Genomic DNA, 14566 nt, shown 5'->3' on the forward strand with positions numbered 1-14566 from the left:
CGATGTTCGGCCGCAACCTCACCATCACCGAGCTTGTCTCTAGCCAGCTTTACGGCCAGACCCGCAAGACCTCTGGCGCCCGCATCCATCGCCAGAACCGCACCGCCAAGCGCGAGGCGGCCACCGGTGCGCAGCCGTGGTTCCTGACCGAGGCTGAGCGAGACGACCTCGTTGCGCAGCTCCAGGGCTTGCGCGGCCCGGCGAAGGCCGATGCCGCCTACCTCGTGAACGTCGCGCCCTGCGTGCGGATGCTGGCGGAGGCCGTGCCGTCCTATCGCCGGCCGGGACACCTCGTGGTGCTGCTCTCGCATCGGCACGCGGTGCTGATGGGGAACGTGCTGCGGCGGCTGGACGGACCGGTGCCGGGGCTCGAGCGGGTCGATGAGATCGCGTGCCGGAGGGCTTCCTGATGCCCTTCGAGCTCGTGCAATCACCAGACGGCTATGTCGCTCTCCTCGACGGCGCGCAGGCCGCAGAGGTCGTCTACGACCCACAGTTTCGCGCTTGGACCATCACGGCCGACCGCGATCGCTTCGCGGCTCCGGTCAATCTGCCCGGCGTCTTCCGAGGCCTGTTCACTCATGAGGTGAAGACGCTCGGCGACGTGTTCCGGTTCTTCGGCGTCCCGCTGCCGGGTTCGGCCGAAGTCGAGCGCTCGTTGATCGACATCGCGCATCACCGCGGCACCACCATCCTCGACCGTCTTGAAAGGGATGCCGCCTGATGCGCTCGCATGCCTTCAAAACGGCGATCTCTGTCGCGGTCGGCACGGGCGCATCGGCCCCGCTGCCTTTGCTCCTTACCTACCGCGTCACCCGAGGTGGCGATGTCGAGATCCAGACGGCCCGCGTCCTCGGCGAGGACGTGCCGAACTGCATGCTGCGCCGGATCGAGAACGACGCCAGCCTGATCGGCGAGCTTCGAGCCAAGGCAACCGAGGACGTCGCTGACGACCGACTGCGCCGGCGCGAGCTCGCTTTCGCGAGGGCGGCATGAACGGCGCCGCGCTCGCCCTCAGCGGCTTCGTCTTCGTCGGCCTTTCGGTCGGCGCGATGATCGCGATCCCCCTGCTCATTCGCTGGAACGACCTGCGCGAGCGCCGCCGCGGAGGGTGGCATGGCTGAGCCAGAGATTACCTTTCCGCAGCCTGTTGAGTTCGGCCGACGCCAGGACGATTCCGTTTGGATCAGCTTCGGCACGCCGTTCAAGGAGCACCTGGCATACGATTGGCCCGGGACACTGAAGCAGGCGTCCGACATCGCTCAGGCGCTCAACGCCATCCCGCAGGTGGTCCGAACTCTTCGCGCCGTCCAGGCAGATATTCGTGCCCCCGACACCGACACGATGTTGTCGCGCGCCACCGGCGAGTTGATCGAGGAGGCTTTCGCTGCGCTCGGGGTGCGCCCGTGAGCCGCCTTTACTGCTCAGCCGAGAGCGAGGACGTCGGCACCACGCGGCGCCGGCCCCTGCCGCCCTCCCAGAAGCTCGAGCTGTACGAGAAACAGAAGGGTATCTGCCCGCTCTGCGAGCTCTTCATGGTGCCCGGCAAGAAGCTGATTGACGAGCACCTGCGCTGGCTCGGCCTGGGCGGCACCAACGACTTCGACAACCGGGCGATCGTCCATAAGGCTTGCGCCGACCTCAAGACGCACGGCCCCCGGGGCGACTTGGCCCGCATCGCCGACGCCAAGGCTCAGAAGCGAGCCGCCCTCGGCTTCAAGGCCCCCAAGGGCCGCCCGATGCCCGGTTCCCGCGCCTCCGGCCTGAAGAAGCGCATGGACGGAACGGTGGTGCCCCGATGAGCGCGCCTGCTGTCTCGCCTCCCCGCCGCAGCCTCTACGTCTCGGAGTCCTCCCGATGACCCAGATCCGCAAGGAAGAGGATGGGGGTGGGAAGCTTCGGGTGCTCGACCTGTTTTCGGGCATCGGAGGCTTAGCGCTTGGCCTTGAGCGAACCGGCGGCTTTGTGCCGGCGGCCTTCTGCGAAATCGAGCCCTACTGCCGGCAAGTGCTGGCACGCCATTGGCCGGAGGTGCCGCAATACGATGACGTCCGCACCCTCACGGCAGACCGACTTCGCGCTGATGGAGTCACTGTGGACGCAATCTGCGGAGGCTTCCCCTGCCAAGACATTAGTTGGGCCGGCTTCGGTGGTGGCCTGTCAGGAAGTCGTTCGGGACTTTGGTTCGAATACGCACGGCTCGTGGGCGAGCTTCGACCAGACCTCGTCATCGTGGAAAACGTCGCAGCTCTCCTTGCTCGGGGAATTGATGTCGTTTGCGGGACCTTGGCCGCCTTCGGGTACGATGCGGAGTGGTCGCCTGTATCCGGCTGCTCCGTGGGTCTACCACACCCACGACAGCGAATGTTCCTTGTGGCCTACCCCAACGGCGTCGATGGACGGCAGAGGGTTCGGTATCCCACTCCACGACCGGACTGGGCGCTACAAGAAGTCGACCGTTTCACGCGTACACGCGCTCGTTCGCGAGCACGGCTGGCGAATCCATCCTCGCTTTACCGAGGCGCTGATGGGGTTCCCTTCGGGATGGAGCGCAATCGCGCCATCGGAAACGCCGTCTCCCCCGACGTCGGAGAATTCGTAGGCCACAAGTCGCTCGCCATCCTGGCTGCGCACGCCTCCGCTCGCACCTTCCCCCTCGCAGCGGAGTAAATCCGATGACCACCACATCGAACAACGAGGCGGCCGGAGCGGCTTGGGTGCTCGTTCCGCGCGAGCCGACCGAAGAGATGATGAAGGTTGGCTCCGCTGCACGCTGGCAGTCTCCAATTCGAGACGCTGACAGTGTTTACGAGATTTACCGCGCCATGCTCGCTGCGGCTCCAATACCGCGCTGTCAGGACACCTGCGCCGTTGCTATCGCCGATGCTGACGGCAAGCCGTGCCTGGATTGCGCCGAAGCAGCAGCCGCCCTCGCAAAACCCCCATCCCAATCAGGAGATCTGGAAGAGCTGAAGAGGCTGTCGGAGGCTGCAACCAAGGGGACCTTCTACACCGTCGATCAGCCGTGGGGGCACGGGGACTGGATCGTCGCCGGCAGCCCCGACCCACATGCCGGCAAGCCAATTTGCACTTTCGATGACGTCTTGCTGGGGCTCGACGTTGAGGAAGAGCAGGACACGGACATTGATCCGCAGGACAACGCGGCTTTCGTTGCCGCCGCCGTCAACTACGTCCGCGCCCTCCTCTCCCAACCCAAACCACCGGGACGCCTGGACCGGGAGACTTCGGAAAAGCCAGAAGCTTGGATAGTCACGCGGCGCTACTATGATCGCCCTGAAACTGTGCAGCTTCTAGCATACGAGCCTGATCTTGAGGGCTACCCGAAGCATATGTTCGATGTGGTGCCGCTATATCGGAAAGTAGAGAACGCATCCGCCAAAGACGCCATCCTCGCCAGCGCCGGAACAACGGGAGATGGGGGAGAGGACGAACCACACAACGAAGCCACGCAAGTCACCCTCGGGGAAGGGCTCGTCGACATCACCGTTATCACGCACGAAGGTAAGTCCGGTGTCCTGTTTCGGCCTCGTGCGGAGAAGATCCCGTTCGGCGAGCCCGGTGAGTTGCCGGAGGGCGATTACTGGCCGGTTGCCGGCGACGTCGTGCTGTGGGTCTCGGGAGAAGGTCCGCAGGTTGCTATTGATGCTCTGACCGCCCTCGCCAAACCCGCCCCCGCACCAAATGCGGCGATCGAGGGGGCTGTACCTGCCGGGCATTGTCCGATCTGCGGGCGATCCGACAAGCCACCCTGCCAGCCAGGACCAGAGGCCGACGAGTGCGGTCGGCGTGCCATGTTCGACCAGTTCGGCGAGCAGACTGTTCGCGGTCGGTCTTGTCAGGGCATGGACCCGAACGAGCCATACGATCCGCTGAAGGTCGCCGTATGGGCAGCGATCCTGCCTTTTCGGAACGAGCTACTGGAGACTGGCGGCGTCACCTTCATGGGTCTGCGCAACGCGGTCGTCGAGGCCGTTCGGTCCTTCGCAATCGCGTCTCAGGCGTCCCTCGCCGCCTCATCCTCACCGCAGGGCAACGTGGCGGGGTGGCAGAGCCAAGCCGCATCCGATGTGCTGGCCGAGCGGAGTAGAAAGCTTGAGGCAGAAGGCTGCACATTCGAGTACGACGACACGCAAACGTGTGGTGAAATGGCTCGGGCCGCATCGTGCTACGCCGAGCGTGCCGCCCTGGCTTCTCAGTGTGTCGCCCAGGGTCTCTACGCGCCGAAAGACATCGACGCCGAGGTGCGACTCCCGACGCCGGCAAACTGGCCGTGGGATCGGATCTGGTGGAAGTTCGGGAGCCGTCGTCAGGCACTCGTCAAAGCCGGCGCCCTGATCCTCGCTGAGATCGAACGGCTCGACCGCGCATCGCTCCCCGCCGTTCCGGCTTCCGGCAAGGAGGGCTGAGCGATGGGCGTCACACACGACCTCAAGACGCTACCGGTCTACTTCGATGCGGTGGAGCGCGGCGAGAAGACGTTCGAGATCCGGCGAGACGATCGCGGCTTCCAGAAGGGCGACATTGTTCGGCTGGGTCGCCTACACCCTGACGGTGGTTTTTGCGCCCGAGGCGGAGGCCGGACCAGCTTTTTTGGCGGCGCAGTGTCCCTTGAGCGCCGCATCTCGTGGATCTTGACGGGCGGCCAGTACGGCCTTGAGCCCGGCTACGTGATCCTGGCGCTGAGACCGGTCACGGAGGCTCAGCCATGACCGCATCCCCAGACCCGAAAGACGCGCTGCGGGAGGCGCTGATCGAATTCTGGGTGAGCCAGATGGCGATCTTCAGCCCAGAAGCCGAGGCGAAAATGCGAGCGGATTTCGCTAGGCAAGCCGATCGCCTTATCGCCGGCCCTCTCGCTCCGGCCCTCGCCACCATCGCCGCCCTGCGCGCCGCCATCCAAGAAGTCCGCACAACCGTTGCGGAGGCGGATCAGACGCCTCGCGTCGATTGGAAAGGCCGCCGCGCGCACATCCTCGATCTGACCCGCGCCGCTCTCAACCCAGGAGGCTCCGATGCCAGCAACGGGTAATCTGCGGGGGCTGGCGGACAAGCTGGAGCGGCAACTGCCTCAACGCGCGGACGAGGGGCAGCGCCCCCTGCTCGCTCTGGCGAACGAAGAATGGGCTCTCGTGATCGCCGCCCTCCGCGACAGCACCGACCCGAGCCAGGACCGGGGCGCGAAGATGCGGGAGCAGAAGCCAGTATTGAGAGAACTCGCTCCTGAAGAGAGGGAAGCCAGAGCGCGAGCCTTGGCCGATGCGGAGCGCCGTCGGCGCGAGGATGATCTGCGGAAACGCGGACTCGGGGGTGCGCTATGAGGCGCAACCCGCTCGCCCCTGATGAGATTGCGCGCTGCAAGGCGGCCATGTCCAAGCCAGCACCGATGCAGGCACTTCGGCTCATCGCATCGGGCCGCGTCATCATCGAGGTTACCCCTGAAGGCGATATCCTGATCGACAGGTTCGATGGCAAGCGCGTCAGAGACCCTGATCATCCCGATTGCAAGATGGGCTTGGCCGGCGCTTGGCCACTATTGGCTGCCGGCATGATCGACGAGTTCGGCGTGATCACCGAAGCCGGCCGCCTTGCTCTGTCCGAACGCGAAGGAGGGGAGCGGTGAAGTTGGCCCGGCCTGAGACCACAGAGCGGCAGGCATCGCTCGATACCTACTATTTCGCCCGTGGGCCTTGCTGCGCTGGCTGCGACTGGTGGCGAGCCCATAACTCCCGAGCGGGCGAATGCCATCGCACGCGCATGGTTGCTGGCGTCGACAGATCCGCACCGCTCGGCATCGAGGGCGCCTCGCTCCGTATTGGCGCCGGCCACGTGATGACGCCTCGCGATCACGTCTGCGGCGAGTTCCGAGACGAGTTCGATTGGTCGAGCTTGCCGCTGCCGTACCGAAAACGAGTCGGCGATCCTTCCGCCCTCTCCCAAAAGAACGACGCCAGTGGAGGGGGAGCATGAAGGCGCGGCGATCTGTTGAACCGGGCCTGCTCACCATCACGCAGGCCGCCGATTCCCTCGGCATGAGCGAGAAGACTCTGCGCGTCTACATGCGCCGGGGAGAGGTCAAGCACATCGCTTTCGGCCACGGCTTGCAGCGCCAACGCCGCATGTTTCACCCTGACGATCTCGCCGCCTTCGTTGATCGGCAGCGCCGGAGCACCCCATGTCAGTCTATCGACCAAGGAACGCCAAGACAGGAGAGTTCGCGTCCCCGTTCTACCACTATGACTTCCAACACCGAGGTCATCGGTTTCACGGCACGACGGAATGCCGCGTTAAACGGGATGCCGAAAAAGTCGAGCAGCGGAAGAGGATCGAGGCCCGGGAATATGTGAACGGGCTCGGCCAGAAAATCGACGCGCCGATGACCTTCGACGTCGCGGCCGATCGGTTCTGGGAAGAGGTCGGCAAGTACTACAACGGCAACGCTCGCGAGACGTTCGAGGCGTCGATCTGGTGGCTTGTCGGGCAGATCGGCGCGAACACGCTTCTACCGGACATCACCAGCCAAGTTGTCGCCAAGGCCGTCGCCAGGCGCCGTGGCGAGTTCGCCAAGAACCGCACGATGCTGGTCGACGGCGAGCGCGTGCCGCGGCGGGTCACAAACAGCACCGTCAACCGCACGGTCACCGAGCCCTTGCGCGCGATCCTGTCGCGAGCCCGGAAGATCTGGCTCGTGCCCGTTGCCGAGATCAACTGGGCCAACCACCGGTTGAAGGAGCCGAAGGAGCGCGTCCGCGAAGCCAGCATCGACGAGGAAGATCGCATCCTCGCTGTCCTGCCGGCCGACTATCAGATCGTCGTGAGGTTCGCCCTTGCGTCCGGTTGTCGGCTTGCCGAGGTCGTCGGACTGCTCTGGTCGGACATTGATTGGGGCGAGCGCCAGATCACCGTGCGCGGCAAAGGCGACAAGGTCGACCGGATACCGCTGACGGCCGGGATGCGCGAGCTGCTGTTCCCGCTTCAGGACCAGCACGAGACAAAGGTCTTCACCTACGCCTGCCGGAAGAAGCGCGGCGCCCGCCAAGTCGGGGACCGGCTGCCGGTGACCTACGAGGGCTTGAAGACGACGTGGCGGCGCTCGCTGGCAAAATCAGGCGTGACCGACTTCCGGTTCCATGACAACCGCCACACGGCCGCGACCCGCCTGCTCCGGGCCGGCGCGAACCTGAAGCACGTCCAGCATCTGCTCCGGCACGAGGACATCGCGACGACGACGAAATACGCGCACGTCACGAACGACGATCTGCGGGACGCGATGGACGCTCAGGAGGCTCGGCACGCGGCGGCCCGAAGCAAGAAATCCCCGAAAATCCCCGAAATCGCACCGGGCACAGAGATTGAGGAGGCGGCGAGCGCCGTAAAGTGATATGAATGACAGTGACTTACAGGATGGCTTGAGGTGGGCAATGCGTCGTTGGCCGACCGCTCCCAAACCAGATGCGCTACCAGACTGCGCTACACCCCGACACGCTGACGCGCGGTACGGACCTACGATTTTGCCCCTCGCAGGGCAAGCTGTAGCCAGTGAGACAAGGGCCACAGCCGACAAAAAAGCCCGCCCGGCGTAGACCGGGCGAGCTCATGAAGCGGCCGCGTCGTAGGATCAGCAGTCGTCGCTCTTGTCGCCGGCCGTCTGCTTGACGGTCGTATCGTTCATGGCGCCGACGGTGCCAGGCGAAGCAGGCTGGTTACCGCCGGCTAGGTTCTTCGAACCTTCCTCGGCCTTATTGCCCTTCGTGCCGTCTTTCTCAGCCGTCTGGGTCGCCTGGTTGGCGCCGGCATTGTTCATCGCGCCAACCGTCCCCGGCGAAGCTGGCTGGTTGCCACCCGCGGTGTTCTTGCTGGACTTATCGACGTCGGAACTCTTTGGATTAACGGCCTCGTTGGGGCTTTTGCCCTTATCAGCCGTATGGCACGGTGCAGCCACAGCAGCCGACGCGCTCAACAGCAGCGCAGCAGCGAGGTTCGCGCCAAGCTTAAATCTCTTCACGGATTTCCTCCAGATTTTTTGAACTGGAGGAGGAAGCGGCAATGTAGCGGCGATGTTCCAGCAAAAAACGAGCGTCGCGATATTTACAACGACGATCTTCCATAACCGCACAAGACATTTGTACGCTATCGGACGTTCCTGAACATGGATTTAAGCCAGTGCTCTCGGAAGCATCGGCAAAGCTTGCAGCACCCAGCCAGCGCCAGAAATGATCAGACTCGCTCCCGCGAGACGCGATGAGGCAGGCATGCCTGGCGGCCTCGTGATCCCCCACCCCTTCGACGCCGTTCGCGACCACTGTATTGGCCGTTCACGACGAGTGGGGCGCGGGATCACAGGTTGTTGCGACCCACCGGATCAGGCGGAGGCGCGGAGCGGAGCAGCGTCGACGGGGATCTCGATATCCACGCCGAGCGTCGAGACGCCTTGGCCGCGCTCCAGCTTGATCTGCACCTTGTCGGCGTCGACCTTCACGTGCTTGGCGATCACTGCAAGGATCTCCTCGCGCAACGTAATCACGAGGTCGGGACGGCCAGTCTCGGACCGCTCATGCGCAATGATGAGCTGAAGGCGCTCGCGGGCGGCGGATGCCGAACCGCGGGGCTTGAGGAATGCTAGAACACTCATGCGGCCCTCCGGGTAAACAGCTTGTTGATCAGGGACTTGCGATCGGATGGGATTGACATCGCAACGGTCTCGCCCTTCAGGCGCCGCACCGCGTCGATATAGGCGCGGGATGGGGCGCAGAGCGGGTTGTTCAGGGTCACCGGGCACCCGACGTTCGAGGCGCGGAGCACTTCAAGGCTCTCCGGGATGATCGCGAGCAGCGGGATCGAGAGGATCTCAAGCACGTCATCGACCTTGAGCATGTCACCGCGGTCGGCGCGGGCGGGGTCGAAGCGGGTGAGGATCAGGTGCTTCTCGACCTGTTCGCCCTTCTCAGCGCGCACCGTCTTGGAGTCGAGCAGACCGATGATCCGGTCCGAGTCACGCACCGAGGAGACCTCGGGGTTGGTGACGACAACGGCAACGTCGGCGTGGCGCATGGCCAGCTGGGCGCCGCGCTCGATGCCGGCCGGGCTGTCGCAGACGATCCAGTCGAACTTCTCGCGCAGTTCGCCGATGACGCGCTCGACGCCGGCATCGGTGAGAGCGTCCTTGTCACGGGTCTGCGAGGCTGGCAGCAGGGCGAGGTTCTCGAGCCGCTTGTCACGGATCAGGGCCTGCGGGAGCTTGGCGTCGCCATTGGTGACGTTGATGAGGTCGTAGACCACGCGGCGCTCGGCGCCCATGATCAGGTCGAGGTTGCGCAGGCCGACGTCGAAATCGATGACGCAGACCTTCTCGCCGGCTTGGGCAAGCGCCGCACCGAGAGCGGCAGTGGTGGTGGTCTTGCCGACACCACCCTTTCCGGATGTCACACAGAGAACCTTGGCCATCTGATCGTTTCCCTTGAAGCCAATGCGTTGTTGTCGTGGAGCGCCGCTCAGATGAGCGGCGCAATCTTGATCGCGCCGCCGTCGAGCCAGATCTGCGCCGCCTGGCCGCGCAGATGGTTGCCCATGTCCTCGGCGGTGCGGACGAGGCGGTCGATGCCGAGGAGTTCGGGTTCGAACTTCCGGCAATAGATGCGGGCGCGCGGATTCTTGGCGGCACCGGCGATGACCCGGCCGCGCAACGCGCCGTAGACGTGGACGGAACCGCCCGCGAGAATTTCTGCGCCGGACGAGATGGAGCCCATCACGGTCACGTCGCCCTCGCGATGGATAATCGTCTGGCCGGAGCGCACTGAGCCTTCGATCGTGAGCGAGGTCATCGGAGGTTTTTCCTCCTCGATCACGACCTCGACGGAATCTGGGGCGGGACGGCCATTGATCAGGAAGGGCGGCAGGCCGGCGGAGTCGCAGGCCGCACCTTCGATTCCAAGGATGCGGATACGCCGGCTCAACAGCTCTGCGATCAGGCTTGCGAGCTCAGAGGTCTCGGAGCCGAGGCCAGCCGCGTCGAGGATGACACCCTTGCCGTCAAACAATGTCGGCGACCGCTTCAGGGCCTCGTCGAGCAGGGCGAGCCAGCCGGAGACCGGAGCCTGGGGCGCCAGGGCAAGCGCGCGAAAGACGCGGCCGCGGCAGGCGAAGATGGGAAGTGTAGGAGCAGGGCTCGTCACGGGCGTGAACTTTTCCTTACCGACGAGCCCATTCAGCGCCGGCATGGTTACTGCGCAGTTAATTTTTCCCCACGCCCGGCAAATTTTGCCTGGTTCGATCGCGGACACCACATGCGCCCGTCGAGATAAATTCTCGCGCGCTCAATAACTTATGAAGAATTATAGCCGGGTCATGTCCGTTAAGAATTTGCGAGCGGCACGATCGGGATCGCCTGATCCTGTGATCGGACGAATCAGGGTGGCGTTCCTAGATCGCGATCCGGCCTCTGCTGCGCCGCTCCGGACGAAGGATGCTCAAGCAACCTCGACCCGGCCGTCCAATCCGATGATGCGGGCGAGGCTGCGCACCCGGTTGAGCAGACGCTCGCCGTCGAGTGGACGCAGCTCGGCCGGCAGCTTGAGCACGACCTTGCCGCTGTCGATGACGAGCGGCGTCCGCTCCAACACGCCCTCCATGCCCGCGGTGATGGGGAAAGCGACTCGCAGCAGACCAGCGATCAGCCGGGCGCGGTCGAGCAGGCGTGGGCCGGCGAGGTCCCGCAGGGTCTGGCTCGCCTTTTCCGGGGAAATCCCCTCGTGCCGGAAGTAGCCAGCCAGCGCGAGATAGGCACGACCTGGATGGTCGATGCCAGTGAAGGAGGCATTGGCGATGACGTTGAGACCCTGCTCGCCACGATAATCCGGATGCGCTCGCCAGTTGATGTCGGACATCAGGCACGCAGCGTGACGCAGCCGGCGCTCGTCGGCGGTCTCGGGACCATCGAGGGTCGCGACGAAGCGGTCGGTCCAGCCGCACAACTCCTCGCCGTGGCCCGGCGAGCGGGCGCGCTGGTCATTCAGGACCTCGGCCGCAGCGATCAACGGATCGAGGGCGCGGGTCTCGCGGTCGAGCTGCTCGAAGAGCAGCCCCTCGCGCACGCCGAGCGCGGAGATCGCAACCTCGCGCGGGCGGCCGATCTGGATGATCTCTTCGAGCACCACGGCCCCGTAGGCCAGCAGCGGCCGCCGCGCCTCTGAAACCAAATTCTCGACGTCCTGCAGGGTGCTGGCCTCGCTTTTCTCGACTATGTCGAGGAAGGCGAGCGTATCCTGCGGATCGACCTTGTAGCCGTGCATCACGTGGAGGTCATAGCCACGTACTGCCATGTGCAGCTTGGCAAGCGCACGCCAGGTGCCGCCGACGGCGTAGAAGGTTCGCCCGCGCATGGTTTCGAGCTGCGGCTCAGCCTTCTTGAGGTGCTCGCGGGCGATCTTGCGAGCCTTCTTGGCGGAATCACCAGAGAGATCCTGAAGAGCGAGGCCGCCGAGCGGCATGGTCACGCCCAGCCCCACCGTCGATCCCCGCACGTCAACCAGCTCGAGCGAGCCGCCGCCGAGATCGCCGACCACGCCGTCCGGTCCATGGAAGCCAGAGACGATTCCAAGCGCGGAGAGTTCGGCCTCGCGCCGGCCCGACAGCAGCTCGATGTTCTGGCCTAGAATCTCCTCGGCGGCCTTGATGAAGGCCGGCCCGTTCTCGGCGTCACGCGCGGCCGCCGTTGCGAGCACGAAGATACGCCCGACCTTGATGGTGTCGCAGAGGACCCGGAACCGGCCGAGAGCATGAAGAGCACGGCGGACCGCCTCGTCGCTCAGGCGTTTCGTCGAGAAGACACCACGGCCGAGACCGCACAGGACCTTCTCGTTGTAAAGCGGCGTCGGAGCCCGGGTCAGACCGTCATAGGCGACGAGCCGAACCGAGTTCGAACCGATGTCGATGATGGCAACGGGATATGGCCGATCAGGCATAGGTAGGTCGGCGGCATGTGCCAGCTTCAGGTGAGAACGGATCGGACCCATGCGTCACCTTCTCAGGAACGCTGAGCCCGACGGCTCAGAGAGCGGGGGCTGGATTTCTTAGACGACTTGCCGCGCCCCGAGAGGCTCGGATTCGTCATGAAATACTTATGGGCGTTGAATGGCTCCTCACCCTCGGCGGGTTGAATCCGTTCGCTTGCGCCGGATGCAAGTACACGCCAGCTCTGCCGGTTGTCGAGGAGGTTCGCCAGCATGATCTGATCGAGCACCTGCTGGTGCACGGTCGGATTGGTGATCGGCAGCAGAGCCTCCACGCGTCGGTCGAGATTGCGCTGCATCAGATCGGCCGAAGAGATATACACGGTGGCATTCGGGTGCGGCAGCCCGGCGCCATTGCCGAAGGCGTAGATCCGTCCATGCTCCAAGAAGCGGCCGACGATCGACTTCACGCGAATGGTCTCGGAGAGGCCGGGGATGCCCGGCCGCAGGCAGCAGATGCCGCGCACCACGCAGTCGATCTGCACGCCCTCGGCACTCGCGTCGTAGAGCGCATCGATAATCTGCGGGTCGACGAGCGAGTTGCACTTGATCCAGATCGCAGCCGGCCGACCAGCCTTGGCGTGGGCAATCTCCTCCTCGATGTGTTGGAGCAAGCGCAGCTTCAGCGTCAGTGGCGAAACTGCCATGCGCTCCAGCTCCGCCGGCTCGGCATAACCGGTGATGAAGTTGAACACCCGGCTGACGTCGCGGCCGATGGCCGGGTCCGCCGTAAAGAAGGAAAGGTCGGTATAGATGCGCGCCGTGATCGGGTGATAGTTGCCGGTGCCGACGTGGCAGTAGGTGACGAGCCGATCGCCCTCACGCCGCACCACCATCGACAGCTTGGCGTGGGTCTTCAGCTCGACGAAGCCGAACACGACCTGTGCGCCGGCCTTTTCGAGATTGCGCGCCCAGCGGATATTGGCCTCTTCGTCGAAACGCGCCTTCAACTCGACGAGTGCTGTGACCGATTTGCCGGCTTCAGCGGCTTCGGCGAGGGCCGCGACGATCGGTGAGTTCGAGGAGGTGCGGTAGAGCGTCTGTTTGATCGCGACCACGTTCGGATCGCGAGCGGCCTGGGCTAGGAACTGCACCACCGAGTCGAAGGTCTCGTAAGGGTGGTGGACGATGAAATCCTTCTGGCGGATCGCCGCGAAGACGTCGCCGCCCGACTCGCGAATACGCTCAGGGAAGCGGGCATTATAGGGTTTGAACTTCAGGTCGGGCCGATCGATTCCGACGATCTGCGAAAGCTCGTTCAGTGCGAGCATGCCCTCGACAAGGAACACCCCATCCTGGGCAATCTCGAGTTCGTCCATGACGAAGGTGCGCAGATCCTCTGCCATGCCTTCTTCGATCTCGAGGCGGATGACGACGCCGCGGCGGCGCTGCTTCAGCGCGCTCTCGAAGTGGAGGACAAGATCCTCTGCCTCCTCTTCGATTTCGAGATCGGAATCGCGCACCACGCGGAAGGCGCCCTGGCCCTTGACGGTGTAGCCTGGGAACAGCCGGTTCGTGAACTTCACAATGACCTGTTCAATGGCGATGAAGCGCGCCGTTGGGTCACCAAGCGCATCGGGCAGACGCACGAAGCGATCGATCATCGACGGCAGACGGATGAGCGCGCGCAGCGTCCGGCCATCGCGCGGGCGCACCATCATCAGTGCGATGGTCGAACCGAGATTCGGAATGAACGGGAAAGGATGGGCCGGGTCGACTGCGAGCGGGGTCAGCACCGGCAGCACGTGCTGCAGGAAGTAGTCGTCCAACCAGGCAACGTGGTCCTCCGAGAGCCCGGCCGGCTCCATGAGCTCGATTCCTGCCTCCAACAGCTCACCGCGCAGCGCCCGCCAGCGATCCTGCTGGTCGAGGGCAAGACGCGAGACCTCGGCGCCAATGCGCTGGAGCTGGTCCGAGGGGGAGAGCCCATCCTGCGAGGGCGAGGTGATACCGGCGCGAACCTGATCGTACAGGCCCGCGACGCGGACCATGAAGAACTCGTCGAGGTTGTTGGCTGAAATGGAAAGGAAGCGGAGCTGCTCCAACAACGGATGATTCTTGTTGGAAGCCTCTTCCAGGACGCGTCGGTTGAACTGCAGCCAGGAAAGTTCTCGGTTCACGAAACGCTCGGCCGAGTGACGCAGGTGGCGGCCGGCCTCCCGGATCGGTTCGCGAGCGGCTTGGTCGACCTTACCGGCGGCCTTCTGCCCGCTCGAGCCGGCCTCTGGCTCGGCGGCCTTCTCCGCGGCGAGGATGCGAGCGGCGCGGGCCGTACGAGCTCGGGCTGTCTCGCTCCGGACGCCTCGTTCGGTGGCCAGGGTGGTTTCCTCGACCTCGACCGCTTCGTCGTCCTGCACCGTGACGTCCGACTCCATCTCCGGCAAAGGCTGGCCTCCTTCATTCCGCGCGGGGCTGTCCCCTAGCACGGGCTCGACGATGTCATATGACGTTTTGGTGAAACGGTTCACATGGGTTGGCACGCTGAAGGCGAGCTACTCTGCAACCTTTGCCGGTAGTGGAGTTGGACGCTCCGGTGCACG

19 protein-coding genes are annotated in these 14566 nt (G+C 64.5%); 13 read left to right on the plus strand and 6 right to left on the minus strand.

The genetic code is table 11. The features are described from left to right. The first annotated feature begins 2 nt into the window (after positions 1 to 2). From MGN01_RS17455 to MGN01_RS17515, 13 genes are all read left to right on the plus strand, one after another. A complete protein-coding gene (locus tag MGN01_RS17455) occupies positions 3 to 410 on the plus strand; it encodes a hypothetical protein (RefSeq protein WP_147048106.1) in 408 nt (135 codons plus the stop codon). After that, entirely contained in the window at positions 410 to 724 is a 315-nt protein-coding gene (locus tag MGN01_RS17460) for a hypothetical protein (RefSeq protein ID WP_147048107.1), read from the plus strand. The genes MGN01_RS17455 and MGN01_RS17460 overlap by 1 nt, the downstream gene beginning before the upstream one ends. Continuing rightward, positions 724 to 996, plus strand: coding sequence for a hypothetical protein (locus tag MGN01_RS17465; RefSeq protein WP_147048108.1), 273 nt, complete (start codon positions 724 to 726; stop codon positions 994 to 996). The genes MGN01_RS17460 and MGN01_RS17465 overlap by 1 nt, the downstream gene beginning before the upstream one ends. Continuing rightward, positions 993 to 1124, plus strand: coding sequence for a hypothetical protein (locus MGN01_RS24445; RefSeq protein ID WP_280178555.1), 132 nt, complete (start codon positions 993 to 995; stop codon positions 1122 to 1124). The genes MGN01_RS17465 and MGN01_RS24445 overlap by 4 nt, the downstream gene beginning before the upstream one ends. Next, complete coding sequence (locus MGN01_RS17470; RefSeq protein ID WP_147048109.1) at positions 1117 to 1410, plus strand: hypothetical protein; 294 nt, start codon at positions 1117 to 1119, stop codon at positions 1408 to 1410. The genes MGN01_RS24445 and MGN01_RS17470 overlap by 8 nt, the downstream gene beginning before the upstream one ends. Beyond that, positions 1407 to 1802 (plus strand): HNH endonuclease, encoded by a 396-nt coding sequence (locus MGN01_RS17475; protein WP_238257890.1) that lies wholly within the window; start codon positions 1407 to 1409, stop codon positions 1800 to 1802. Before MGN01_RS17470 ends, MGN01_RS17475 begins: the two co-directional genes overlap by 4 nt. A 55-nt stretch (positions 1803 to 1857) precedes the next feature. Next, the gene (locus tag MGN01_RS17480; protein ID WP_147048110.1) at positions 1858 to 2670 is read left to right on the plus strand and encodes a DNA cytosine methyltransferase; all 813 of its coding nucleotides are present in this window, start codon (positions 1858 to 1860) and stop codon (positions 2668 to 2670) included. A gap of 5 nt (positions 2671 to 2675) precedes the next feature. After that, positions 2676 to 4427 (plus strand): hypothetical protein, encoded by a 1752-nt coding sequence (locus tag MGN01_RS17485; protein WP_147048111.1) that lies wholly within the window; start codon positions 2676 to 2678, stop codon positions 4425 to 4427. A 3-nt stretch (positions 4428 to 4430) separates the two neighbouring features. After that, positions 4431 to 4730, plus strand: coding sequence for a DUF3850 domain-containing protein (locus MGN01_RS17490; RefSeq protein ID WP_147048112.1), 300 nt, complete (start codon positions 4431 to 4433; stop codon positions 4728 to 4730). Continuing rightward, positions 4727 to 5050, plus strand: a complete 324-nt coding sequence (locus MGN01_RS17495) for a hypothetical protein (RefSeq protein WP_147048113.1) — start codon at positions 4727 to 4729, stop codon at positions 5048 to 5050. Before MGN01_RS17490 ends, MGN01_RS17495 begins: the two co-directional genes overlap by 4 nt. Positions 5051 to 5386: 336 nt before the next feature. After that, positions 5387 to 5641: a hypothetical protein gene (locus MGN01_RS17500; RefSeq protein WP_147048114.1), complete on the plus strand. Its 255-nt coding sequence runs from the start codon at positions 5387 to 5389 to the stop codon at positions 5639 to 5641. A 343-nt stretch (positions 5642 to 5984) separates the two neighbouring features. Further along, a complete protein-coding gene (locus MGN01_RS17510) occupies positions 5985 to 6365 on the plus strand; it encodes a helix-turn-helix domain-containing protein (protein ID WP_147048115.1) in 381 nt (126 codons plus the stop codon). A gap of 29 nt (positions 6366 to 6394) precedes the next feature. Continuing rightward, positions 6395 to 7399, plus strand: coding sequence for a tyrosine-type recombinase/integrase (locus tag MGN01_RS17515; protein ID WP_170246045.1), 1005 nt, complete (start codon positions 6395 to 6397; stop codon positions 7397 to 7399). A gap of 237 nt (positions 7400 to 7636) precedes the next feature. Here the strand turns inward: MGN01_RS17515 and MGN01_RS17520 are convergent, their stop codons facing one another. From MGN01_RS17520 to MGN01_RS17545, 6 genes are all read right to left on the minus strand, one after another. Further along, on the minus strand, positions 7637 to 8134 hold the full coding sequence (locus MGN01_RS17520; protein ID WP_373319173.1) for an exopolysaccharide production protein YjbE: 498 nt from the start codon (positions 8132 to 8134) through the stop codon (positions 7637 to 7639). 246 nt (positions 8135 to 8380) lie between these two features. Beyond that, complete coding sequence (minE, locus tag MGN01_RS17525) at positions 8381 to 8650, minus strand: cell division topological specificity factor MinE (RefSeq protein ID WP_147048117.1); 270 nt, start codon at positions 8648 to 8650, stop codon at positions 8381 to 8383. Then, entirely contained in the window at positions 8647 to 9462 is an 816-nt protein-coding gene (gene minD, locus MGN01_RS17530) for a septum site-determining protein MinD (protein WP_147048118.1), read from the minus strand. The genes minE and minD overlap by 4 nt, the downstream gene beginning before the upstream one ends. Positions 9463 to 9509: 47 nt before the next feature. Beyond that, positions 9510 to 10235 carry a septum site-determining protein MinC gene (minC, locus tag MGN01_RS17535; RefSeq protein ID WP_147048119.1) on the minus strand — a complete coding sequence of 242 codons (726 nt, stop codon included), beginning with the start codon at positions 10233 to 10235 and terminating at the stop codon, positions 9510 to 9512. Between the two features lie 249 nt (positions 10236 to 10484). After that, on the minus strand, positions 10485 to 12029 hold the full coding sequence (ppx, locus tag MGN01_RS17540; protein ID WP_147048120.1) for an exopolyphosphatase: 1545 nt from the start codon (positions 12027 to 12029) through the stop codon (positions 10485 to 10487). 11 nt (positions 12030 to 12040) lie between these two features. Beyond that, complete coding sequence (locus tag MGN01_RS17545; protein WP_147048121.1) at positions 12041 to 14410, minus strand: RNA degradosome polyphosphate kinase; 2370 nt, start codon at positions 14408 to 14410, stop codon at positions 12041 to 12043. Between the last annotated feature and the right edge of the window lie 156 nt (positions 14411 to 14566).

This window comes from Methylobacterium gnaphalii (assembly GCF_007992215.1).
In the GTDB taxonomy this organism is placed as follows: Bacteria; Pseudomonadota; Alphaproteobacteria; order Rhizobiales; family Beijerinckiaceae; genus Methylobacterium; species Methylobacterium gnaphalii.

Excerpts from the sequence above, each read along its gene's own strand:
- MGN01_RS17455 (WP_147048106.1), top strand. The coding sequence starts at position 3 with ATGTTCGGCCGCAACCTCACCATCACCGAGCTTGTCTCTAGCCAGCTT.
- MGN01_RS17460 (WP_147048107.1), top strand. The coding sequence starts at position 410 with ATGCCCTTCGAGCTCGTGCAATCACCAGACGGCTATGTCGCTCTCCTC.
- MGN01_RS17465 (WP_147048108.1), top strand. The coding sequence starts at position 724 with ATGCGCTCGCATGCCTTCAAAACGGCGATCTCTGTCGCGGTCGGCACG.
- MGN01_RS24445 (WP_280178555.1), top strand. The coding sequence starts at position 993 with ATGAACGGCGCCGCGCTCGCCCTCAGCGGCTTCGTCTTCGTCGGCCTT.
- MGN01_RS17470 (WP_147048109.1), top strand. The coding sequence starts at position 1,117 with ATGGCTGAGCCAGAGATTACCTTTCCGCAGCCTGTTGAGTTCGGCCGA.
- MGN01_RS17480 (WP_147048110.1), top strand. The coding sequence starts at position 1,858 with ATGACCCAGATCCGCAAGGAAGAGGATGGGGGTGGGAAGCTTCGGGTG.
- MGN01_RS17485 (WP_147048111.1), top strand. The coding sequence starts at position 2,676 with ATGACCACCACATCGAACAACGAGGCGGCCGGAGCGGCTTGGGTGCTC.
- MGN01_RS17490 (WP_147048112.1), top strand. The coding sequence starts at position 4,431 with ATGGGCGTCACACACGACCTCAAGACGCTACCGGTCTACTTCGATGCG.
- MGN01_RS17495 (WP_147048113.1), top strand. The coding sequence starts at position 4,727 with ATGACCGCATCCCCAGACCCGAAAGACGCGCTGCGGGAGGCGCTGATC.
- MGN01_RS17500 (WP_147048114.1), top strand. The coding sequence starts at position 5,387 with ATGTCCAAGCCAGCACCGATGCAGGCACTTCGGCTCATCGCATCGGGC.
- MGN01_RS17510 (WP_147048115.1), top strand. The coding sequence starts at position 5,985 with ATGAAGGCGCGGCGATCTGTTGAACCGGGCCTGCTCACCATCACGCAG.
- MGN01_RS17515 (WP_170246045.1), top strand. The coding sequence starts at position 6,395 with ATGACCTTCGACGTCGCGGCCGATCGGTTCTGGGAAGAGGTCGGCAAG.
- minE (WP_147048117.1), bottom strand. The coding sequence starts at position 8,650 with ATGAGTGTTCTAGCATTCCTCAAGCCCCGCGGTTCGGCATCCGCCGCC.
- minD (WP_147048118.1), bottom strand. The coding sequence starts at position 9,462 with ATGGCCAAGGTTCTCTGTGTGACATCCGGAAAGGGTGGTGTCGGCAAG.
- minC (WP_147048119.1), bottom strand. The coding sequence starts at position 10,235 with ATGCCGGCGCTGAATGGGCTCGTCGGTAAGGAAAAGTTCACGCCCGTG.
- ppx (WP_147048120.1), bottom strand. The coding sequence starts at position 12,029 with ATGGGTCCGATCCGTTCTCACCTGAAGCTGGCACATGCCGCCGACCTA.